Source organism: Acinetobacter lactucae (assembly GCF_001605885.1).
Taxonomy (GTDB): Bacteria; Pseudomonadota; Gammaproteobacteria; order Pseudomonadales; family Moraxellaceae; genus Acinetobacter; species Acinetobacter lactucae.
On sequence record NZ_LRPE01000023.1, the window covers coordinates 1 to 21,548 of the forward strand.

Sequence of the window (21,548 nt, forward strand, 5' to 3'; positions counted from 1 at the left end):
TTGTATTTTCTAGATTATAACTATTAATTTATTAGTATTACTTTATACTTGTAGTATATATTTATAAATTATTATATATAAAATTTTCAGCCAAACGTCAAAATATTACATATTAACTATGACGAAGATAAGAGTATCTTTTGAGAATTAATATGATTTTAATTAATTGTTATTTAAAGAAAATTTAAATAGTAGATATAATTTTTAAGATCAATATGGGGATGATTAAGCGAAATGAGCGCCTTGAGACTCAATGAGTTGATCGACTTGAACAGGCATACCTAATAGATAACCCTGAAACTGCTGACAACCTAAACGCGTTAAAATCTCAACCTGTTGTTGAGTTTCTACCCCTTCCGCTGTTACGGTTAAACCTAACTTTTTAGCTAAATGTATAATACTTTCTAAAATGACTTCTTCTTTAGAGCCTGGCTTTAAATCAACAATAAAGCCGCGGTCGATTTTCAATTCATCTACAGGTAAATCTTTTAAATACAAGAAACTCGAATGACCTGTTCCAAAATCGTCGATTGCTACACGAATGCCCATATCACGTAGTCGCTCACAAGCTCGAATACTTAAATCAATGTGTCGCATTGCTGTTGATTCAGTAATCTCGACAATTAAATGATGGGGTTGAATTTGATATTTTTTCAACAATGCTTCCAGCGTACTAAATAATTTTTTATTTTCAAATTGTAGTGCAGATAAGTTTACTGCGACTGGATAAAATGGCGTATTACTGCGCTCCCACTCCTGGATTTGCGAGCAGGCTTGCTCAAGAGCCCAATACCCCATTGGAATGATTAAACCCGTTTTTTCGGCACCTTCTATGAACATATGCGGTGTGAGTATGCCTAGAGCTGGATGATTCCAACGGATTAATGCTTCCACACCACACACTTCAAGATTCGTATTAAATTTTGGTTGGTAATATAAGATGAACTGTTTTTCTTCTACGGCTTTATAAAGGTCATTGATCAGTTTTGACTGACTTCTTGTTTCTTGCTGATGGGTTGAGTAACTAAAGATGGTGTAAGTATTTCGGCCTTGCTCTTTAGACATGAGCATCGCGGCATCAGCGTTCATGAGTAAGTCCTGAACATTTTGTCCATGCTCAGGAAATAGTGCCACCCCTAAACTCGCAGAGATGTTAATTTCTTTACCTGAAATTTGATAACTCTCCTGAATCAGCTGTAAAACTTTCTCCGCCAAAACAACTGCTTCATCTGCATTGGTATTTTCCGCAATAAGCAAAAACTCATCGCCACCAATTCTAAGTAGTTTACATTTCTCATTAAGTTGCCAATGTAAACGGTTTGCCATTTGAATCAGTAGTTGATCACCCACATGATGCCCAAATGCATCATTTACCGATTTAAAACGGTCTAAATCAATATATAAAAAAGCAATTTTCTGATCTTTATATCGATGATCTGATAGCAATACCTCTGCATAATCAACCAAATAAAGGCGATTGGGTAGCTTAGTTAAATTGTCTTGTATAGATAGGTTAGCTAATTCTTTATTTGCCTTGCGCAATTCTAAATTTTGTTGCGTGAGACGCTGCTCTAACATTGCAACAATAAAACTTGCTACGAGTACCAAACAGGTGACTAGGATAATCGTAAATAGTAATAAGTCATGTTCAGCCTGATATTGGCTAATAAATTTATCAGTAATATTCGTCGCAATAAGAGCGGTATAGTGCATCCCCATAATGCTTAAAGTCATCATCACCGAAAATGCGATTTTTAAAGTTGAGCGATATCGTTCAGTATCTTTTAATTTATAGGCTAATAAAAATGCCAGCCCTGAACCGCTCATCGCAATTAATACAGAAAATAAGAGTAGGAACGAAGTGTAATCTTTTTTATAAACATTAATATTCCAGCCCAACATGCTAATGTAATATGAAGCTGAAATTCCGATTCCCATAATAATCGAACTCAAAATGAGTCTAAATAAAGGAAGCGTAAAACGCGAAGTCAACCACATTGCAATGCAAGATAACAATGCACTAACGGCATAAGAAACAGCGATTAAAGGAAGATTAGAGTTAGCTGTATCAAACAGATGATAAGCTTGTATACCAATAATATGGACAATGCTAATTGCCAATGCGAGTAGCAATCCATTAATCAATAAAATTAAGGACTCAAATTTCTTATAGGCTTGCTTGAATATTAGCTGCTCCATGGAAATTACAATATAACAAATGAAGCCAGCTGCAATAAAAGAGCCGACGATCAATGTGCTATCGTAATCAACATGACCCATATTGGACTTCCATGATTATTCAATACTTTTTTTTATTTTGTTCAACTCATTGCCCAAAATACTACAATTAAATATGTTAAAGAAATTTTAGTAAATTTGACTTATTCAGTCAGTTATAAACAATAACATTATCTATCTTTTGGTCAAGTATTTTTTACTTTATAAATCAATAAAGTAAATAAAAATTAAGCAGCCAATTATATGAAAAATATAGAATTTATTTAATCTAGTCAAGTTGACCTAATCGCAATTTTCACATTCAAATAAAATAGTATAAATAAAGAACCCTGCTTAGAGCAGGGTTCTTTTAAAGCGTTAGATAAAGAAAATTAGTTCTTTTCTTTGTCTACAATTTTGTTTGCTTGAATCCAAGGCATCATCGCGCGTAACTTATTACCAGTTACTTCAATACCATGTGCAGCATTTTGACGACGACGAGCAGTCATAGATGGGTAGTTTAACGCACCTTCTTGAATGAACATCTTAGCGTATTCACCAGATTGAATACGTTTCAATGCATTACGCATCGCTTCGCGAGACTGTTCGTTAATTACTTCAGTACCAGTTACATATTCACCATACTCAGCATTGTTAGATACTGAGTAGTTCATATCAGCAATACCACCTTCGAACATTAAGTCAACGATCAATTTAAGTTCGTGTAAACATTCGAAGTAAGCCATTTCAGGTGCATAACCAGCTTCAACTAGAGTTTCGAAGCCCATTTTCACTAATTCAACTGCACCACCACAAAGAACTGCTTGCTCACCAAATAAGTCAGTTTCAGTTTCTTCACGGAATGAAGTTTCGATAATACCTGTACGGCCGCCACCTACGCCAGAAGCATAAGAAAGAGCAACGTTACGTGCATTACCAGAAGCATCTTGGTGAATTGCGATAAGATCAGGAACACCTGAACCACGTTGGTATTCAGAACGAACTGTGTGACCTGGTGCTTTAGGAGCAACCATGATTACGTCTAAATCTTTACGTGGAACAACTTGGTTATAAAGAATTGAGAAACCATGAGCAAATGCAAGAGTTGCACCTTCTTTGATGTTTGGCTCAATCACGTCACGGTAAAGTTGTGATTGGAATTCATCTGGAGTCAAAATCATTACGAGGTCAGCTTGCTTAACTGCAGCAGGAACTTCTGCAACTTTAAGACCAGCATTTTCAGCTTTCTTCCAAGAAGCTGAATCTGCGCGTAAACCTACAGTTACGTCTACGCCTGAGTCTTTAAGGTTAAGTGCATGAGCATGACCTTGAGAACCGTAACCAATAATCGCTACTTTCTTGCCTTGGATGATTGATAAGTCACAGTCTTTATCGTAAAAAATTTGCATTTGTGTTCTCCGCTAAAATACTTTTTAAAAAATTAAATGGCTAATACTTTTTCGCCACGGGCGATACCAGATACACCTGAACGAACGACTTCTAGAATAGTGTTTTCTGCAAGTGCATCGATAAAACCATCTAATTTTTCAGTTGTCCCTGCTATTTGAATGGTATAGGTAGTTGGTGTCACATCTACAATTTGCGCACGGAAAATATCCGCTGTACGCTTAATTTCAGCACGTGAAGCACCTAACGCTTTTACTTTAATCAACATCAGTTCACGCTCAATGTGCGAACCTTCTGATAAATCTACTACTTTTACAACTTCAACAAGTTTGTTGAGCTGCTTTGTAATCTGTTCAATCTTATGGTCATCACCATAAGTGGTTAACGTCAAACGTGATAACGTAGGGTCTTCGGTTGGAGCTACATTCAACGTCTCAATGTTGTAGTTACGTTGACTGAATAAACCCACCAAACGAGAAAGCGCACCAGCTTCGTTTTCAACGAGTACAGAAATAATATGTCTCATTACGTACGCTCCCCTTTACCTAACCACATATCCTTCATAGACTGACCTGCGATCAGCATTGGATAAACATGTTCCGTGCGATCAACCATGACGTTAATGAATACACACTTATCATTAATAGCCATTGCTTCAGCAAGCTTTGACTCTAGTTCATCAGCATGATCAATCTGAATACCTACATGACCATAAGCTTCCATCAATTTGCCAAAATCAGGCAATGATTCAACATATGAGCTTGAGTGACGGCCTTCGTAGTTCATATCTTGCCACTGTTTAACCATACCTAAAGCACGGTTATTCAAGCATAAGATCTTCACGTTCATACCGTATTGCTTACAGGTTGAAAGCTCTTGAATACACATTTGTATTGAAGCTTCACCAGTAATACAAACCACTTGTTGATCAGGGAAAGCGAGCTTCGCAGCCATTGCGTAAGGCAAACCTACGCCCATGGTGCCCAATCCGCCTGAGTTAATCCATTGACGAGGACGTTTGTACTTGTAGTACAACGCACCAAACATTTGGTGTTGACCAACGTCCGAAGTAATAATGGCTTCACCATTTGTTGCTTTATATAAAGCTTCAACAACTTGCTGTGGCTTCATTGTGCCATCAGTCGGTGTTTCGAACTTTAAGCCATGAACTTTACGCCATTCATTAATTTGATCCCACCATGCAGCGATTGCTTCTGGGTTTGGCTTAGACACATTCAATTGTTTCAATTGCGTCAACATTTCCTGAAGTACAGGCTCAACTGCCCCTACAATTGGAATGTGCGCCATAATTGTTTTTGAAATGCTCGCCGGATCAATGTCAATATGAATAACTTTGGCATTCAAACAGAATTTTGCAGGGTTATTGGTTACTCGGTCATCAAAACGAGCACCTACCGCAAGAATGACATCAGCATTATGCATAGTCATATTTGCTTCATAAGTCCCATGCATACCTAACATGCCAATGAACTGTGGATCATCGCCAGGGAAGCCACCAAGGCCCATCAGTGTGTTAGTCACTGGGTAACCGAGTAAATGAGCAAGTTCAGTCAATAATGCTGATGCATTACCTTGAACAACACCACCACCCGTATAAATTACAGGACGTTTTGCACTTAAAAGCTCATCAATCGCTTTACGAATTTGACCAGAATGACCACGTGAAGGTGGCTGATAAGAACGCATCTTCACTTTTTCAGGATATTCGTACGCAAATTTTTCTGCAGGATTTGTCGCATCTTTAGGAATATCGACAACAACAGGGCCAGGGCGACCACTTGATGCGATATAAAATGCTTTTTTGATAATTGCAGGAATTTCACTTGCGTGACGAACTTGGAAACTGTGTTTCACGATCGGACGTGAAATACCTACCATGTCAGTTTCTTGGAAAGCGTCTTCACCAATAAGATGTGATGCAACCTGACCAGACAAAATCACCATTGGGATTGAGTCCATATAAGCTGTTGCAATTGGAGTTACTGTATTGGTTGCGCCAGGTCCAGAAGTGACCAGTACTACGCCTGTCTTACCTGTAGCACGCGAGTAAGCATCTGCCATATGGCCAGCAGCTTGTTCATGACGTACGAGGTAATGATTAATTTTGTCTTGTTGAAATAGCGCATCATAAATATGTAATACAGCGCCGCCTGGATAACCAAAAACATGTTCAACGCCTTCGTCCGCAAGAGCACGAACGAGCATTTCACCACCAGATAAAAGTTCCAACGTGATTCACCCTAAAATCTTTATCACTATTTATGGAAGGCACAAATAGTGTTTCATTCATTGAATTGTCTGCACTGTTATAGCACACATATTGTCTAGTTTTCGTTGCAATAGAAAAATTTCTGTTTTTCAGCCGTATAAGCTTTTTTAACATTAATAAAGCATGTCTGGATATACATACTTTAAGTAAAATCAATCTCTCGGCTAGAGAGAATGTCTATTACAAAACATGACGGTTATTCGAAGGGTGATCAAATAATCGCATATAAAACTAAAGGAAGCATTTTTGTTGTTTAATTCACTAAAGTCAAGATTAAAGAAACACTTTTCTATGATTATTTTTTAACTGACTATTTTTTCATCTTATTTGATTTTTCCACTTTTCATTTTTTATGACTGCCCCACTTTTTTTGAGGTTTATTCCTGTTTAATTTTTAACGGAAAATAAATCCATCCCAAAACTGCATTTTTGTCGATTTTGCGCTATGCTGTGCAACAATCTTTAATATCAATTTTTGTTGTATAGCTTACGTCTATGACTATTTCTCACATTGACCCCGAATATCAAGCAAACACGATTGAACCATCAGTTCAACAAGATTGGGAAAATCGTAAAGTCTTTAAAGTTGCCGACACTGTCGAAGGTAAACATCGCTACATCCTGTCAATGTTTCCTTACCCAAGTGGCAAGCTGCATATGGGGCATGTGCGTAACTATACAATTGGTGATGTGATTAGCCGTTTTTACCGTTTAAAAGGTGAAACCGTATTACAACCGATGGGTTGGGATGCATTCGGTTTACCTGCGGAAAACGCTGCAATTGCCCATAAAGTTGCTCCGGCAAAATGGACATTTGAAAACATTGCCTACATGCGTGACCAATTAAAAAAATTAGGTCTATCTGTAGATTGGGATCGTGAATTTGCAACTTGTACACCAGAGTATTATCACTGGGAACAATGGTTATTTGTTCAGCTTTATAAAAAGGGCCTGATCTACCGTAAACTTTCAACAGTAAACTGGGATCCGGTTGACCAAACTGTTTTAGCAAACGAACAAGTTGAAAATGGTCGCGGATGGCGTTCTGGTGCATTGGTCGAAAAACGCGATATTCCAATGTACTACTTCCGTATTACGGACTATGCACAAGAATTACTAGACGACCTTGACACCCTACAAGACGGCTGGCCTCAACAAGTGTTGACCATGCAACGTAACTGGATTGGTCGCTCTACAGGCATGGAAATTACTTTCCCATCTGCCAATACCGAAATTTATGCTGATGGCTTAACTGTTTATACAACACGTGCTGACACGCTTATGGGTGTGACTTATGTTGCTGTTGCGGCAGAACACCCTCTTGCGCTTAAAGCTGCTGAAAATAACCCTGAATTGGCTGCATTTATTGAAGAATGCCGCATGGGTTCAGTTGCAGAAGCGGACTTGGCAACAGCCGAGAAAAAAGGCATGGCAACAGGTTTGTTTGTAAAGCACCCTGTAACTGGTGAAGAGCTTCCTGTCTGGATCGCAAACTACGTATTAATGTCTTATGGTTCTGGCGCAGTCATGGCTGTACCGGCACATGACGAACGTGATTTTGAATTTGCCAACAAATTCAATTTGCCAATTAAACAAGTGATTGATGCCAAAGGTGCTGACGATGCAGACTACTCTTCAACTGAATGGCAAGAATGGTACGGTTCTAAAGAAGGTAAACTTGTTAACTCTGGTGAGTTTGACGGTTTAGAATTCCAAGCTGCTTTCGATGCATTCCTTGCAAAATTAGAACCACAAGGTTTAGCAAATTCTAAAGTTCAATTCCGTTTACGTGACTGGGGTGTTTCTCGTCAACGTTACTGGGGTTGTCCAATTCCAATGATTAACTGTGATACTTGTGGTCAAGTCACAGTTCCAGAAGACCAGCTTCCGGTTGTATTACCAACTGACGTTGTTCCAGATGGTTCAGGTAACCCATTAAATAAAATGCCTGAATTCTATGAAACTAAATGTCCTTGCTGTGGTGGTGATGCACGCCGTGAAACGGATACTTTAGATACATTTGTAGAGTCATCTTGGTACTACGCACGCTATGCATCTCCAGACTTTACTGGTGGTATGGTTAAACCTGAAGCAGCTCAAAACTGGCTTCCTGTAAACCAATATATTGGTGGTGTTGAACACGCGATTCTTCACTTACTTTATGCACGTTTCTTCCACAAATTAATGCGTGATGAAGGTGTGGTACAAGGTAATGAACCATTTACCAACTTGTTAACTCAAGGCATGGTACTTGCAGATACTTTCTACCGTGAAGCAGAAAATGGTAAGAAAACCTGGTTCAACCCTGCTGACATCGAATTAGAGCGTGACGAAAAAGGTCGCATCATTTCTGCGAAATATTCAGGTGACGGTCAAGAAGTGATTATCGGCGGACAAGAAAAAATGTCTAAGTCGAAAAATAACGGTATCGACCCACAAGCGATTATTGATCAATACGGCGCAGATACAGCACGTGTATTCATGATGTTTGCTGCTCCACCAGATCAATCTTTAGAATGGTCTGATGCAGGTGTTGAAGGTGCAAACCGCTTCCTAAAACGTGTATGGCGCCTTGTAGCAAGTTTCCTTGAAAAAGGTAACCAAGCCTCTACGATTGATACAGCTAACTTGTCTAAAGACGCTCAAGATTTACGTCGTAAAACTCACGAAACTATTCAAAAAGTAAGTGATGATATTGAACGTCGCCATGCATTCAATACCGCGATTGCTGCTTTGATGGAATTGTTAAATGCGAGCAACAAGTTTGAAGCAAAAGATGACAACGACGTTGCTGTAGAACGTGAAGCGATCACCACACTGTTAACGTTACTTGCTCCATTTGCACCGCATTTAAGTCAAACATTATTGGCTCAGTTTGGTACAGATGTGACAGAGGCAACATTCCCTGAAGTCGATGCTTCTGCATTAACTCGTAACACGCAAACGATTGTTGTACAGGTTAACGGTAAACTTCGCGGTAAACTTGAAGTTTCTGTTGATATTTCTAAAGAAGATCTATTAGCTCAAGCTAAAGCCCTTCCAGAAGTTCAACAATTCTTAACAGGACCAACAAAGAAAGAAATTGTGGTTCCAAATAAATTAGTTAACCTCGTGGTTTAATTAAAGTTATTAATGAGAGGATCAAGCATGCACTTTGCCAAACGTTTAGCCGCTGTTGTTTTGACCTTAGGCCTTAGTGCAGGCTTAGTCGGGTGTGGATTTCATTTAAAAGGATCTAACCCGACTGCAACTCCACTTGTTTATAAAAAGTTAAGCCTTGAGTTACCGGATAAAACTGATGATTTGGAAACGCAGTTAAAAGTATATTTGGCTGCAAATGGTGTTCAATTCAGCAATGATAATGATGCCTATGTACTCCGTGTTTTGGAGTACACCCCACGTCGTCAGCTTTTAAATGGAAAACTAACGGAAGTATTATTACGTTTAACTGTAACCTTCCAAATTGAAGACCGTCAGGGTAACAAAATTACTGAACCACGTTCATTAACTGCATCTCGTAGTTATCAATATGATCTTGCAACGGTTAACACCGAAAATCAGCAAGAATCTTATTTGCAGCGTATTGTGATTGATGACATTGCACAGCAAATTACTCGTCAGATTTCAGCAAACCGTTTACCAAAAGCTCAGCCTTAATCTTTATTTTTACCAGCAATGAAAATTGATTATTTACAAGCCTTAAAACGCATTCCGGAAGCACGGGGTGCGTGGATTTTACACGGCCAAGAACCTTTGCTGGAACAAAATTTATTAGATGCTTTTCGTAAAAGTTGGCAACAACAAGAAGTTGAAAGACAGCGCTATGATATTAGTAGCGTGAGCGACTGGAAAAATGTTTTTAATGCACTTAACAGCTTATCTTTATTTTCTCAGCAGCTCGCCATTGAAGTTCATGGCAATATAAAACCTGATGCAAATGGACTAAAACAGCTTAAAAGTTATATTCAGCATAATGAAACTAACCTACTTTTAATTGTTTTACCTAAGCAAGATAGTAGTAGTTTAAAGTCTGCTTTTTTCCAAGTTGTTGAAGCAAATGGCGTTGTCGTTGCCTTAACCGCAAACTACCCGCAAGACCGCCAAAGAATTTTATCTGCCGAAGCAGAGAAACTTGAGATTCAACTCGATAATGACGCATGGCAGTGGCTCATGCAGCATCATGAGCATAATTTGCTCGCAGCTAAAAATAGCTTGATGCGTGTAAGAGACACTTTTCCAGACCAACAACTGATTCAAATTGAACAGTTATATGCTTGTTTACAAGATCAGTCCCGTTATACCACTTACGATTTAAGTGATGCCTTATTAGAAGGTAATCTCGCTCAATCCATTAAAATATTTCAATATTTAATTGCGGCTGGCGAGCCAGAAAGTCTGATTTTATGGACGTTAAGTAAAGAAATGCGTTTACTAATGCAATTATTTGAACAGCCTCATAATGCCTTACAGCTCGGTATCTGGAAAACAAAAGTCAGCTTATATCAACAAGCATTAAGAAGATTAAATCCTCAACAATTTTTAGGCTGGTCTACCCTTCTATTGCAAGTTGATGCAGCAATTAAAGGTATGTCGAATGAAAATGCCCAACATTTAATGCAGCAGGCTATTGCTGAATTATGTGGGAAAACGCTATTTATACAATAATTCGGCGGAATCATTTTTCTTCATTCTTGAATTATCATAAAAATTCACGTTTTATCCTCATTTCGCTTTTATACTAAATTAAATTTTAAACTTTTCGACCTCTCATCATGCCAAAAATAAAGCCAATCAAACTCGTTATTATCATTGTCTGTATAGCAATTATTGCTGTATTAGCTTGGAAGTTTTTGAAACCTAAACAGCAGCAGCCTCAATATATTACTGCTGAGGTGACGCGTGGGGATATTGAAAATAATGTACTTGCCACAGGTACACTTGATGCAACCAAGCTCATTAGTGTTGGTGCGCAGGTATCTGGTCAGGTTAAAAAGATGTATGTACAGTTGGGCGATCAAGTTAAGCAAGGTCAACTCATCGCGCAAATTGACTCAACAACACAAGAAAACAGCCTAAAAACCTCTGATGCAAACATTAAAAATTTAGAAGCGCAGCGTCTTCAACAAGTTGCATCTTTAAATGAGAAACAACTTGAATACCGCCGTCAGCAACAAATGTATGCGCAAGATGCAACGCCGCGTGCAGATTTAGAATCGGCTGAGGCAAGCTATAAAACAGCTCAGGCGCAAATTAAAGCATTAGATGCACAAATCGAATCTGCCAAAGTAACAAAATCTACGGCTCAAACCAATATTGGTTATACACGTATTGTTGCTCCAACTGATGGAACGGTAGTCGCGATTGTGACCGAAGAAGGCCAAACCGTAAACGCAAACCAAAGCGCACCAACAATTGTCAAAATTGCAAAATTACAAAACATGACGATTAAGGCTCAGGTCAGTGAAGCTGACATTATGAAAGTTGAAAAAGGACAACAGGTCTACTTTACAACTCTAGGCGATGAAACCAAGCGTTATGCAACATTACGTCAGATTGAGCCTGCTCCTGACTCAATTTCGAGCGAATCGACTAGTACAACAAGCTCAACCACCAGTTCGGCTGTTTACTATAATGCGTTATTCGATGTGCCAAATACTGATGGTAAATTGCGTATTGATATGACCGCACAAGTTTATATCGTATTAAATTCAGCTAAAAATGCTCTACTTGTTCCATCATCAGCATTAAGTTCTAAACAATTTTCTGGTCAAAGAAAATCAGGTCAGTCATCTGAGAAAGCAAGTTCTACCCCAAGTACAGAACGCAAAAATCAAGGTAATGGTGCTCGTTTAGAACGCTTAAATTTAACTGCTGAACAAAAACAACTGGTTGAACAAGGTAAAGCAACGCTAAGCGTAGTACGTATTTTACAAGCCGATGGTACAGCCAAACCGACTCAAATTTTGGTCGGCATTAATAACCGTGTAAATGCACAAGTTCTTGCGGGCTTAAAACAAGGTGACCAAGTTGTCATTGCAGATAGTGCCGATACTTCTGCTGCATCAGCAAATAGTAGTAATAACCGTCGCCGTAGTGGCCCAATGGGAATGTAAGCATGACAAAACAAGCTTTGCTTGAAGTCAGCAATCTGGTCCGGGAATTCCCTGCTGGCGAAAGCACGATACAAATTTTAAAAGGTATTGACCTGACCATTTATGAAGGTGAACTGGTTGCCATTGTCGGCCAGTCTGGTTCTGGTAAATCGACCCTCATGAATATCCTGGGTTGTCTGGACCGACCTACGAGTGGTAGTTACAAGGTTAACGGACAAGAAACAGGTAAACTTGAGCCAGATCAACTCGCTCGACTACGCCGTGAATATTTTGGTTTTATTTTCCAGCGCTACCATTTACTGGGTGATTTATCTGCTGAAGGTAACGTAGAAGTTCCAGCTGTTTATGCAGGTGTTACCCCTTCTGAACGTAAACAACGCGCAACGGCTTTACTGACCGAATTGGGTTTAGGCACGAAAACACTCAATAGACCAAGCCAACTTTCCGGTGGTCAGCAGCAACGTGTTTCTATTGCCCGTGCACTCATGAATGGCGGTGACGTTATTCTGGCAGATGAACCAACAGGAGCGCTCGATTCTCATAGTGGTGTTGAGGTGATGCGTATTTTGCGCGAACTCAACGCCGCAGGTCACACGATTATTTTAGTGACCCATGATATGCAAGTTGCCAAAAATGCGACTCGTATTATCGAGATTAGTGACGGAGAAATTATTAGTGACCGTCCTAATATTCCAGATCAAGCAGCCGAACCGATCAAATCTGATCCTGATGCAGCTCCTGCTTTGCAAGGTAAACAGAAGAAAGGCAAAAGTATTTCTGCATGGCGTTCTACTTTAGACCGTTTATCAGAAGCCTTTCAAATGGCTTTACTGTCTATGAATGCCCATCGCATGCGTACTTTTTTAACCATGCTTGGGATCATTATTGGTATTGCTTCTGTTGTTACGGTAGTCGCTCTAGGCAAAGGCTCTCAACAACAAATTTTAAGCAATATTAGTAGTCTCGGAACAAATACGATTACCGTGTTCCAAGGCCGTGGTTTTGGTGACAACTCTAAAACTGCAAGTTTTAAGACTTTAGTACCTGCCGATGCTGATGCGTTAATGACTCAACCTTATGTCAGTGCAGTCAGTCCAATTGTCAGTACATCCAAAACCATGCGTTACCAACAAAATGAAGCAAATGCGACCATTAATGGTGTGAGTAACGATTATTTCGATGTAAAAGGTTTGGTCTTTAAAGATGGACAAACTTTTGACCAACGAAGTGTTCGTGATCGCTCACAGGATGTAGTCATTGATACCAATACTCAAAAACAGTTCTTTAGTGACGGTACCAACCCTATCGGTCAAGTCGTGTTACTCGGTAGTGTACCTGCTCGTATTATTGGTGTTGTAGAACCACAAACAAGCGGCATGGGCTCTGATGACACTTTAAATGTCTATATGCCTTATACGACCGTAATGAGCCGTATGTTGGGTCAGTCGAATGTACGTAATATCGTGGTTCGTATTAATGACAAATATTCAACTGCTGCCGCAGAAAATGCGATTGTGAATCTATTAACCCAGCGCCATGGTGCACAAGATATTTTCACTATGAACAGTGACAGTATCCGTCAAACCATTGAGAAAACAACCAGCACAATGACGCTTCTGGTTTCAGCAATTGCCGTAATTTCATTGGTTGTTGGTGGTATTGGGGTGATGAATATTATGTTGGTTTCGGTGACCGAACGTACTCAGGAAATTGGTGTACGTATGGCCGTAGGAGCTCGTCAAAGTGATATTTTGCAGCAATTCCTGATTGAAGCAATTTTGGTGTGTTTAATTGGTGGTGTGCTTGGCGTCTTACTGTCGCTTGGCCTTGGACAACTTATTAATAAATTTGCTGGCGGTAACTTTAGCGTGGCTTATTCAAGTACCTCAATTATTGCAGCCTTTGTCTGTTCAACACTGATTGGTGTCGTATTCGGTTTCTTACCTGCCAAGAATGCCGCGAAACTTGACCCTGTTGCCGCACTATCTCGAGAATAAGGAAAATTGCATGTCTTTCTCAATGACTAAACTCAGCACAGCACTTCTTCTCACAGGCTCTCTTGTAGGATGTGCGGCTGTAGTAAAAACACCTTATGAAACACCTGCGGTACAAGTTCCGGGTAGTTTTCAATATGACACAGCAAAATCAAAAACCATGTCTGCCGATCAATACTCTGACCGTTGGTGGATGCTTTTCAATGACGCACAGCTCAATCAGCTTGTAAGCAAAGTATTAGAACGTAACAGTGATTTAGCAGTTGCAGGTATTGCCTTAAAGCAAGCCCGTTTACAAGCCGATCTAACTGCAAACAAACAAGGCTTACGAACCAGCTCTAGTGTTTCTACAGGACATTCTTTCGATTTAAATTCGGGAGATGACAGCGCTAAAGGTCTTTCAATGAACGCTGGAGTAAGCTATGAGCTTGATTTATTTGGCAAGCTTGCGCGCCAAACCGAAGCAAGTAAATGGGAGGCTTTAGCAACCGAACAAGATTTACAAGCTACTGGACAAAGCTTAATTGCAACCACTGCCAAACTCTATTGGCAACTGGGTTATTTAAATGAACGTTATGCGACTGCTCAGCAAAGCCTAGCAACTTCTCAAAAGCTTTATGACTTGGTTCAGATTCAATATAAAGCTGGTGCCGTTTCAGGCGTAGATCTGACTCAGGCAGAACAATCAGTGCAAAGCCAAAAAGCAAGCTTAAGCCAAATTGAGCAACAACTGGTTGAAACACGCACAGCCATCGCTGTGTTATTGCATGAACCATTACAGCAATTAAACATTCAAGAGCCAAAGCGTTTACCACGCACCGCTCTACCTGCAATTGGCGCTGGCTTACCTGCCGACATTTTATCGCGCCGTCCTGATTTGCAAGCAAGTGAGCTACGCTTAAGAAAAGCATTAGCAACTAAAGATGCAACCAAAGCAAGCTACTACCCTTCGATTAGCTTAACCAGCAGTTTAGGTTCAAGCAGCACATCGTTAACAGAGTTATTACGTAACCCTGCCCTAACTTTAGGTGCAAGTTTAAGCTTACCGTTTTTGCAATATAACGATATGAAAAAAGATATCGCGATTAGCAATCTGGATTATGAAAAAGCGATTATTCAATATCGCCAAACGCTTTATCAGGCTTTTGCTGATGTAGAAAATGCTTTATCGAGTCGTACCGAACTCGACAAACAAGTAGCGTTACAAGAACGTAATGTTGAACTTGCAGAAAAAACCGAACGTTTAACTGAAGTCCGTTACCGTTATGGTGCTGTCGCATTAAAAACACTTCTCGATGCTCAGCAAACCACACGTGCTGCACGTCTAAGCCTCGTTGAAACGAAGCAAAGCCAATACAATGCTTATGTCACCCTCATGCAAGCTCTAGGTGGTTCGCCTGTAAAAGAACTGCCGCAATAACTTGTACCACATAAAAAAGCCGTAGTCCTTCAACTACGGCTTTTTTATGGCTGAATAAATTTTAAAACTTATTCATCATCCATCATAGATTGGCTCATACCTACAGTATTGAAACCAGCATCTACATATAGAATTTCACCAGTAATACCTGAAGCCCAAGGTGAGCATAGGAATAATGCTGCATTACCTACTTCTTCAATCGTTACGTTACGTTTTAATGGCGCAACTTTTTCATTGGCATCTAACATTTTACGGAAAGACTTAATACCAGAAGCAGCTAAAGTACGGATTGGACCTGCAGAAATCGCATTTACACGGATACCATCAACACCCAAGCTTGAAGCTAAGTAGCGAACACCAGCTTCTAAAGACGCTTTTGCCATACCCATAACGTTATAGTTAGGCATAACGCGCTCAGAACCTTGGTAAGTCAAAGTCAATAAACAACCTTGGCGAGCTTGTAATAAAGGTTTTGCAGCACGAGCCATTGCAATAAAGCTGTATGCACTGATGTCATGAGCAACTTTAAAACCGTCACGGTCAGTCACGTCAGTGAAATCACCGTCAAGTGTATGTGCAGGTGCAAAGCCAATTGAGTGTACAACACCGTCTACACCATCCCAATGTTTTGCAAGTTCTGCAAATGCATTATCAATTTCAGCATCAACAGCAACATCACATGGAAACACAAGCTTAGAACCGAATTGCTCAGCAAATTCATCCACACGTTTTTTTAATTTTTCGTTTGGATAAGTAAACGCAAGCTCTGCACCTTCACGGTGTAATGCTTGGGCAATACCAAAAGCAATTGATAATTTACTAGCAACGCCTGCAATCAAAAAGCGCTTACCTGCTAAAAGTCCTTGTGTCATGCCGATCTCACTCAAAACAATTTCAAGCATAATGCCAATATTCGGCGGTTTTCGAAATTGCATAATGCATCTTTTTTCAAAAATCGCACGAAAAAAATCGCTCCTTATTAAGGAGCGATTTTTAGATACATACAGTCTTAGTCGTCAGACAATAAGCCTAGTAAACGTAAGAAAGAAATATACATCCAGACCAAAGTTGCCAGTAACGCAATACCACACAACCATTCCATGAATTTTGGTGCACGATATGCGGCACTAGTTTCAATTAAATCAAAATCTAAAATCAGGTTAAGTGAGGCAATGACCGCAACAAATGCAGCAAAACCAATGCCTAACCAGTTACTTTCAAAAATATAAGGAACGCTTGAACCAAATGCTAAACGCATGACCATCTGTACGATAAATACAATAAAGATCGCCAAAGATGCAGAGATAACGACTGACTTGAACTTTTCAGTTGCGCGGATAATTTGGAATTTATATAGACCAAACATCACCAAAGTTGTAACGAAGGTTGCTAATAAAGCCTGAAGAGGAACACCAGGGTATTTCAATTGGAAAGTAAAAGAAATACCACCTAAAAAAGCCCCTTCAAATAAAGCATACGGAATTGCCAATGTTGGTGCAGTCGTTGGTTTAAACGTTGTAATTAAAGCTAAAACCAAACCACCAATTGCACCCACAATTGAAGCCGCGTAAGCAATCCCAACATTTGCAGTAAAGGCTGCATAGAAAAATAAAGCGACACCCACCGCTGCTGCAATCACGGTCAACATAACAGATTTTTGAATCGCACCTTGCACAGTCATCGGTTGACTATAATCACTGACCGTTTCAACTCGGGTCAGTATCGGGTTATTACTTTGCATAAATGTTCTCTTTTTATAATAAAAATTTAAAACATCATTTTAAGCAAAATGAATATGAAAGCCAAATTAAGCAATCGGCATTATTGTAACAAGCTTCTTTAAGCAATAAAAAAGGAGGCAATAACCTCCCTTTCATCTCACGTCTACAACGTAATTAATCTTTACCGTCAGTATTCATAATAAAGAAGTATTCGCGGTAATATTTCAGCTCCGAAATTGAGTCACGAATATCATCCATTGCCAAATGCGATGCATTCTTTTTCAAACCGCTCATAATTTCAGGGCGCCAGCGTTTTGAAAGTTCTTTTACCGTAGATACATCAAGATTACGATAGTGGAAATATTGCTCAAGCTCAGGCATAAGACGATGTAAGAAGCGGCGATCCTGACAAATCGAGTTACCGCACATTGGTGAAACTTTTGGATTCACCCATTTTTTTAGGAATTCTAAAGTTTGTAACTCAGCATCACGTGCTGTTAGCTTACTGCGGCGAACTCGTTCAATCAGACCAGATTGGCCATGTTGACGAGTGTTCCATTCATCCATTGCATTTAAAATACGATCAGGTTGATGAATAGCCAAAACTGGACCTTCGGCAAGTACATTTAAATGATCATCTGTAATAATTGTTGCGATTTCAATAATTTGGTCATTATCGGTATCTAATCCGGTCATTTCCAGATCAATCCAAATTAATCGTGTATTTAAAGTACTGCTCATGAATGTACGTTCTAAAATGCCGTAAAAACATCAATAGTAGCAAATTTCTTGCTTCCGCGCTGTAATTCTATAGCTGCTTCATGCTATTTTTGCGGTCTTCAAACAATGGTTTTTTGGGATATGAATGGCTTTAATTCGTAAGCGTCGTTTAACTGAACAACAGCAACGTCGTATTGAAAAACAGCATAAAACTCGCCAAGAAGAGATCGATACTTCACAGGATCTAGACGGACTCGTTGTACAACACTACGGTCGTCAACTTGAAGTACAAGCCCTCTCTGTACCTGAACATCACCCAGAAAAACCACAAGTTGCCGAAGGAGAACCAGAACCATTCTGGAAACCGATCGAACTCAATAGTGTTTGGCGTTGCCATACACGAACTAATCTTGAGTTATTGGTCACTGGTGATCGTGTTAAATGGCAAGCTGACCCAAATACGGGTTTAGGCATTATTACAGCCATTCACCCGCGCACCTCTTTACTCACTCGTCCTGACCGCTATCACAAAGTTAAACCAGTGGCCGCAAACATCAGTTTGATTGTGATTGTATTTTCACCACTGCCTGAACCAGCTCCAACGCTAATCGATCGATATTTAGTTGCTTGTGCAGACGCTAATATTCCTGCTCTTTTGGTCCTCAATAAGTCTGATTTACTTACTGAAAATGACCCAATTCTCACCCTATTGGAAGAATATAAAACCTTGGGTTATGAGGTGATGATTTGTCAGTCTAAAAAGGGTGATATCTCAGCTTTATCTGAACGTTTAGATGGTGAAACCGTAGCATTTGTAGGGCAATCAGGCGTAGGAAAAAGTTCTTTAATTAATGTGCTCATTCCAGATGCAGAGCAAAAAACTAATGTTATTTCTGAAAACTCTGCACTTGGACAACACACGACAACCTCTACACGCTTAATTAACTTCGGTAAAAATGGTGCATTAATTGATTCTCCGGGAATTCGTGAGTTTGGGCTTTGGCATCTCGATTTAGAAAAAATTCGTATGGGCTTTCCAGACATTGCAGCACATCTAGGATCGTGCCAATTCCGTAATTGCACTCACACTCATGAAAAGAATTGTGGGCTTAAACAGGCTGTCGAAGCGGGTGAAATTTTGCCACGACGTTTAGATAGCTTCTTGCGTTTAATCGACGAGATTCAAGAAGCACAGCAAAAAAACTGATTTTCTGCCCTATTTGCCCTTGAAGTGGTGATTTTGATCACCATCTATATACGCTATACTCTAGGTCAATTTTGTTTTTTAATTTTTTTAGGTGACTTGTGGAACGCTGGTTAGAGTTTATGGGGAATCACCCCATTTTGTTTGGTACGCTCGGAGTCTTGATCGTGTTGTTCTTCATTTTTGAAGGTCAACGTAATGGTCGTAAAATTTCTCCACAGTCGCTTGGTATTTTAGTGAAAGCGAAAAATGCGCTTTTGATTGACTTACGCGATAGTAAAGATTTCCGCGAAGGTCATATTAGTGGCAGTCGCAATATTCCTTATAGCCAAATCGCAAGTCATGCTGAAGAATTAAAAGCAAGTGACCGTCCATTGGTATTTATTTGCAACTTGGGGCAAGTTGCTGGAAGTGCTTTGCAAAAAGTTGCTCACCACGATAGCTATCGTCTTGATGGTGGTATTAGCAATTGGAAAGCACAAGGCTTACCTCTTGTTAAAAGCAAACCAAAAGCTTAAGGAGAATTATCATGGCTGCAAATGTCATTGTTTACTCAACTACTGTATGCCCGTATTGTGTTCGTGCTAAACAGTTACTTGAGCGTAAAGGTGTTGCTTATAAAGAAGTAAATCTTTCTGTTGAAGCACCCGAAGTACGTGTTGAATTAATGCAACGCACAAATCATCGTACTGTCCCACAAATTTTCATTAACGATCAGTTTATCGGTGGTTTTGACCAACTTTATGCTTTAGAGCGTGAAGGTAAACTCGACGAATTATTGGCTTAACATCGCATCCATATTAAGGAAAAAACAATGAGCGAAGAACAACAAGTTCAACCACAATTAGCTTTAGAGCGTATTTATACAAAAGATATTTCTTTTGAGGTTCCTGGGGCGCAGGTTTTCACAAAACAATGGCAACCTGAACTTAATATCAATCTTTCTTCTGCTGCAGAAAAGATTGACCCGACTCACTTTGAAGTTTCTTTAAAAGTTGTGGTACAAGCTGATAACGACAACGAAACAGCGTTCATTGTAGATGTTACTCAATCAGGTATTTTCTTGATCGATAATATTGAAGAAGAACGTTTACCTTATATTTTAGGCGCATATTGCCCAAATATTTTGTTCCCGTTCTTGCGTGAAGCTGTAAATGATTTAGTCACTAAAGGTAGCTTCCCACAGTTACTTCTTACTCCAATCAACTTTGATGCAGAGTTTGAAGCTAACATGCAACGTGCTCAAGCTGCTGCTGTTGAAGGTCAAGCTTAATTTTTAGCTTTTCCTTTTAATAAAAAACCGCGTATTACGCGGTTTTTTATGCCTGCTATTTAACTTATTAACGATCAAGTGAGTGAAGCTGAATAGATGGAAACTGGAACCCCCGGCAAGATAACTCTGAACGCCATGCCACGGTTAATATCATATTGCCAACAATAAAATTCTGATAAGCAAATGTCCCATTCAGTGGGTGAGAACAAACTCCACCATGATCAGTAGGATGTGCCTGAGTATTTAACGTATTTAAATCTAAACGTATGCCTAGTCCTGATGCTTTTAGAACCGCTTCTTTCGTGGTCCAGACTTTGAACCAATATTCTCTATCTTGTTCTAAGCTTAGCCATGTTTCATATTCATCGGGATGAAATACATGTTTTGCTAAAGCATCTAAACGTACTTTACGGTCTAATTCTTCAACATCTACACCAATATCTTTAACCTGTTCACTCATGGCTAAAGCGTAGAATTGCTGGCTATGTGAATGATTAAAATGCAAATTATGATTTAACAAATAAGGTTTACCATGTTCATGCTTGGCAAACTCCAATTCCTTTGAATTGAGTTGTAGTTTCTCTGCGATCAGTCTATTTCTGACACTCTGTATTTGTTGTTTTTTATAATGATTGAATGTACGGAAGTCGGGGAAATCTTGTTTCGATTTTAAAAGAAGCTGAGATAATGCCTGTGTGTAGACTTCAATTTTACGCTTAGACATTATCTCGACCTTACTTTAAATGATTAGAATTTAACGACATCGCCTTTTAACGCAACACCCGCCATCATGGCACCTTTATAGCAATCGTAAGTTGTGGTACTTGTGGTTTCATTGGCTTTAAAATAGCTCACAATATTGGTCACGGCGTTTGCCCCTTGTGCTTTAGCATTGTTTTGCATTTGGATCAGTGCTGAACGTAAAACCCAATCACAAGACGTTGCTGCCGACTTACCAAAACCATTGGTCTTTTTATTGGTTACCGCATCTTTTTGAATAACTTTACCGCCAGACTTTGTACCTTTTAAATAAAACTTTACCGAACCATCCAACGTCCCATCTGCAACAGCACGGTCTACAGCTTCTTTAAAATTTAACTGATGTACTTCATCTCCAGCCTGAACAGTGGCAGTAAAACCCGCACTTAGCATTGCTACAAATAAAAGTTTTTTATTTAACATTGTTGTG

Annotated in this window: 19 protein-coding genes; 10 read left to right on the forward strand and 9 right to left on the reverse strand. The window is 39.5% G+C overall.

Annotated elements, in window-relative coordinates; translation table 11 throughout:
* Positions 1 to 225 precede the first annotated feature (225 nt).
* The 4 genes from AWW73_RS09635 to AWW73_RS09650 form a co-directional block, all read right to left on the reverse strand.
* Positions 226 to 2,280 carry a putative bifunctional diguanylate cyclase/phosphodiesterase gene (locus AWW73_RS09635; RefSeq protein ID WP_016144329.1) on the reverse strand — a complete coding sequence of 685 codons (2,055 nt, stop codon included), beginning with the start codon at positions 2,278 to 2,280 and terminating at the stop codon, positions 226 to 228.
* A gap of 329 nt (positions 2,281 to 2,609) precedes the next feature.
* On the reverse strand, positions 2,610 to 3,626 hold the full coding sequence (ilvC, locus tag AWW73_RS09640; RefSeq protein WP_016142212.1) for a ketol-acid reductoisomerase: 1,017 nt from the start codon (positions 3,624 to 3,626) through the stop codon (positions 2,610 to 2,612).
* A gap of 32 nt (positions 3,627 to 3,658) precedes the next feature.
* Entirely contained in the window at positions 3,659 to 4,150 is a 492-nt protein-coding gene (ilvN, locus tag AWW73_RS09645; protein ID WP_001215920.1) for an acetolactate synthase small subunit, read from the reverse strand.
* The gene (locus AWW73_RS09650) at positions 4,150 to 5,874 is read right to left on the reverse strand and encodes an acetolactate synthase 3 large subunit (protein ID WP_062849535.1); all 1,725 of its coding nucleotides are present in this window, start codon (positions 5,872 to 5,874) and stop codon (positions 4,150 to 4,152) included. The genes ilvN and AWW73_RS09650 overlap by 1 nt, the downstream gene beginning before the upstream one ends.
* A 535-nt stretch (positions 5,875 to 6,409) precedes the next feature.
* On the opposite strand from AWW73_RS09650, the gene leuS reads away from it, so the two are divergent.
* The 6 genes from leuS to AWW73_RS09680 all read left to right on the forward strand — a co-directional run bounded on the left by leuS (position 6,410) and on the right by AWW73_RS09680 (position 15,441).
* Positions 6,410 to 9,034, forward strand: coding sequence for a leucine--tRNA ligase (leuS, locus tag AWW73_RS09655; RefSeq protein WP_062849536.1), 2,625 nt, complete (start codon positions 6,410 to 6,412; stop codon positions 9,032 to 9,034).
* Between the two features lie 27 nt (positions 9,035 to 9,061).
* On the forward strand, positions 9,062 to 9,571 hold the full coding sequence (locus AWW73_RS09660; protein ID WP_062849537.1) for an LPS-assembly lipoprotein LptE: 510 nt from the start codon (positions 9,062 to 9,064) through the stop codon (positions 9,569 to 9,571).
* Between the two features lie 18 nt (positions 9,572 to 9,589).
* On the forward strand, positions 9,590 to 10,579 hold the full coding sequence (gene holA / locus AWW73_RS09665) for a DNA polymerase III subunit delta (RefSeq protein WP_002114918.1): 990 nt from the start codon (positions 9,590 to 9,592) through the stop codon (positions 10,577 to 10,579).
* Between the two features lie 107 nt (positions 10,580 to 10,686).
* The gene (locus tag AWW73_RS09670; protein ID WP_031947359.1) at positions 10,687 to 12,027 is read left to right on the forward strand and encodes a MacA family efflux pump subunit; all 1,341 of its coding nucleotides are present in this window, start codon (positions 10,687 to 10,689) and stop codon (positions 12,025 to 12,027) included.
* Between the two features lie 2 nt (positions 12,028 to 12,029).
* On the forward strand, positions 12,030 to 14,024 hold the full coding sequence (locus AWW73_RS09675) for a MacB family efflux pump subunit (protein ID WP_061874281.1): 1,995 nt from the start codon (positions 12,030 to 12,032) through the stop codon (positions 14,022 to 14,024).
* Between the two features lie 22 nt (positions 14,025 to 14,046).
* Positions 14,047 to 15,441, forward strand: a complete 1,395-nt coding sequence (locus tag AWW73_RS09680; protein ID WP_081409581.1) for an efflux transporter outer membrane subunit — start codon at positions 14,047 to 14,049, stop codon at positions 15,439 to 15,441.
* Between the two features lie 68 nt (positions 15,442 to 15,509).
* On the opposite strand, the gene AWW73_RS09685 is transcribed toward AWW73_RS09680, so the two are convergent.
* The 3 genes from AWW73_RS09685 to orn all read right to left on the reverse strand — a co-directional run bounded on the left by AWW73_RS09685 (position 15,510) and on the right by orn (position 17,903).
* Positions 15,510 to 16,313: an enoyl-ACP reductase FabI gene (locus AWW73_RS09685; protein ID WP_023274323.1), complete on the reverse strand. Its 804-nt coding sequence runs from the start codon at positions 16,311 to 16,313 to the stop codon at positions 15,510 to 15,512.
* A gap of 137 nt (positions 16,314 to 16,450) precedes the next feature.
* Complete coding sequence (locus AWW73_RS09690) at positions 16,451 to 17,182, reverse strand: Bax inhibitor-1/YccA family protein (RefSeq protein ID WP_016144322.1); 732 nt, start codon at positions 17,180 to 17,182, stop codon at positions 16,451 to 16,453.
* A 154-nt stretch (positions 17,183 to 17,336) separates the two neighbouring features.
* Positions 17,337 to 17,903: an oligoribonuclease gene (gene orn / locus AWW73_RS09695; protein ID WP_000099436.1), complete on the reverse strand. Its 567-nt coding sequence runs from the start codon at positions 17,901 to 17,903 to the stop codon at positions 17,337 to 17,339.
* Between the two features lie 124 nt (positions 17,904 to 18,027).
* Here orn and rsgA point away from each other — a divergent pair, with 124 nt between their 5' ends.
* The 4 genes from rsgA to secB all read left to right on the forward strand — a co-directional run bounded on the left by rsgA (position 18,028) and on the right by secB (position 20,359).
* Positions 18,028 to 19,089 carry a ribosome small subunit-dependent GTPase A gene (gene rsgA / locus AWW73_RS09700; protein WP_005066188.1) on the forward strand — a complete coding sequence of 354 codons (1,062 nt, stop codon included), beginning with the start codon at positions 18,028 to 18,030 and terminating at the stop codon, positions 19,087 to 19,089.
* Positions 19,090 to 19,187: 98 nt separating this feature from the next.
* The gene (locus AWW73_RS09705) at positions 19,188 to 19,604 is read left to right on the forward strand and encodes a rhodanese-like domain-containing protein (protein ID WP_016142222.1); all 417 of its coding nucleotides are present in this window, start codon (positions 19,188 to 19,190) and stop codon (positions 19,602 to 19,604) included.
* 11 nt (positions 19,605 to 19,615) lie between these two features.
* Complete coding sequence (grxC, locus tag AWW73_RS09710) at positions 19,616 to 19,873, forward strand: glutaredoxin 3 (protein WP_031947353.1); 258 nt, start codon at positions 19,616 to 19,618, stop codon at positions 19,871 to 19,873.
* A gap of 27 nt (positions 19,874 to 19,900) precedes the next feature.
* On the forward strand, positions 19,901 to 20,359 hold the full coding sequence (gene secB, locus AWW73_RS09715; RefSeq protein WP_002115005.1) for a protein-export chaperone SecB: 459 nt from the start codon (positions 19,901 to 19,903) through the stop codon (positions 20,357 to 20,359).
* Positions 20,360 to 20,426: 67 nt separating this feature from the next.
* On the opposite strand, the gene AWW73_RS09720 is transcribed toward secB, so the two are convergent.
* Together AWW73_RS09720 and AWW73_RS09725 are read right to left on the reverse strand one after the other, a co-directional pair.
* The gene (locus AWW73_RS09720) at positions 20,427 to 21,083 is read right to left on the reverse strand and encodes a 4'-phosphopantetheinyl transferase family protein (protein ID WP_062849539.1); all 657 of its coding nucleotides are present in this window, start codon (positions 21,081 to 21,083) and stop codon (positions 20,427 to 20,429) included.
* A 23-nt stretch (positions 21,084 to 21,106) separates the two neighbouring features.
* A complete protein-coding gene (locus AWW73_RS09725; protein ID WP_057075728.1) occupies positions 21,107 to 21,541 on the reverse strand; it encodes a hypothetical protein in 435 nt (144 codons plus the stop codon).
* Between the last annotated feature and the right edge of the window lie 7 nt (positions 21,542 to 21,548).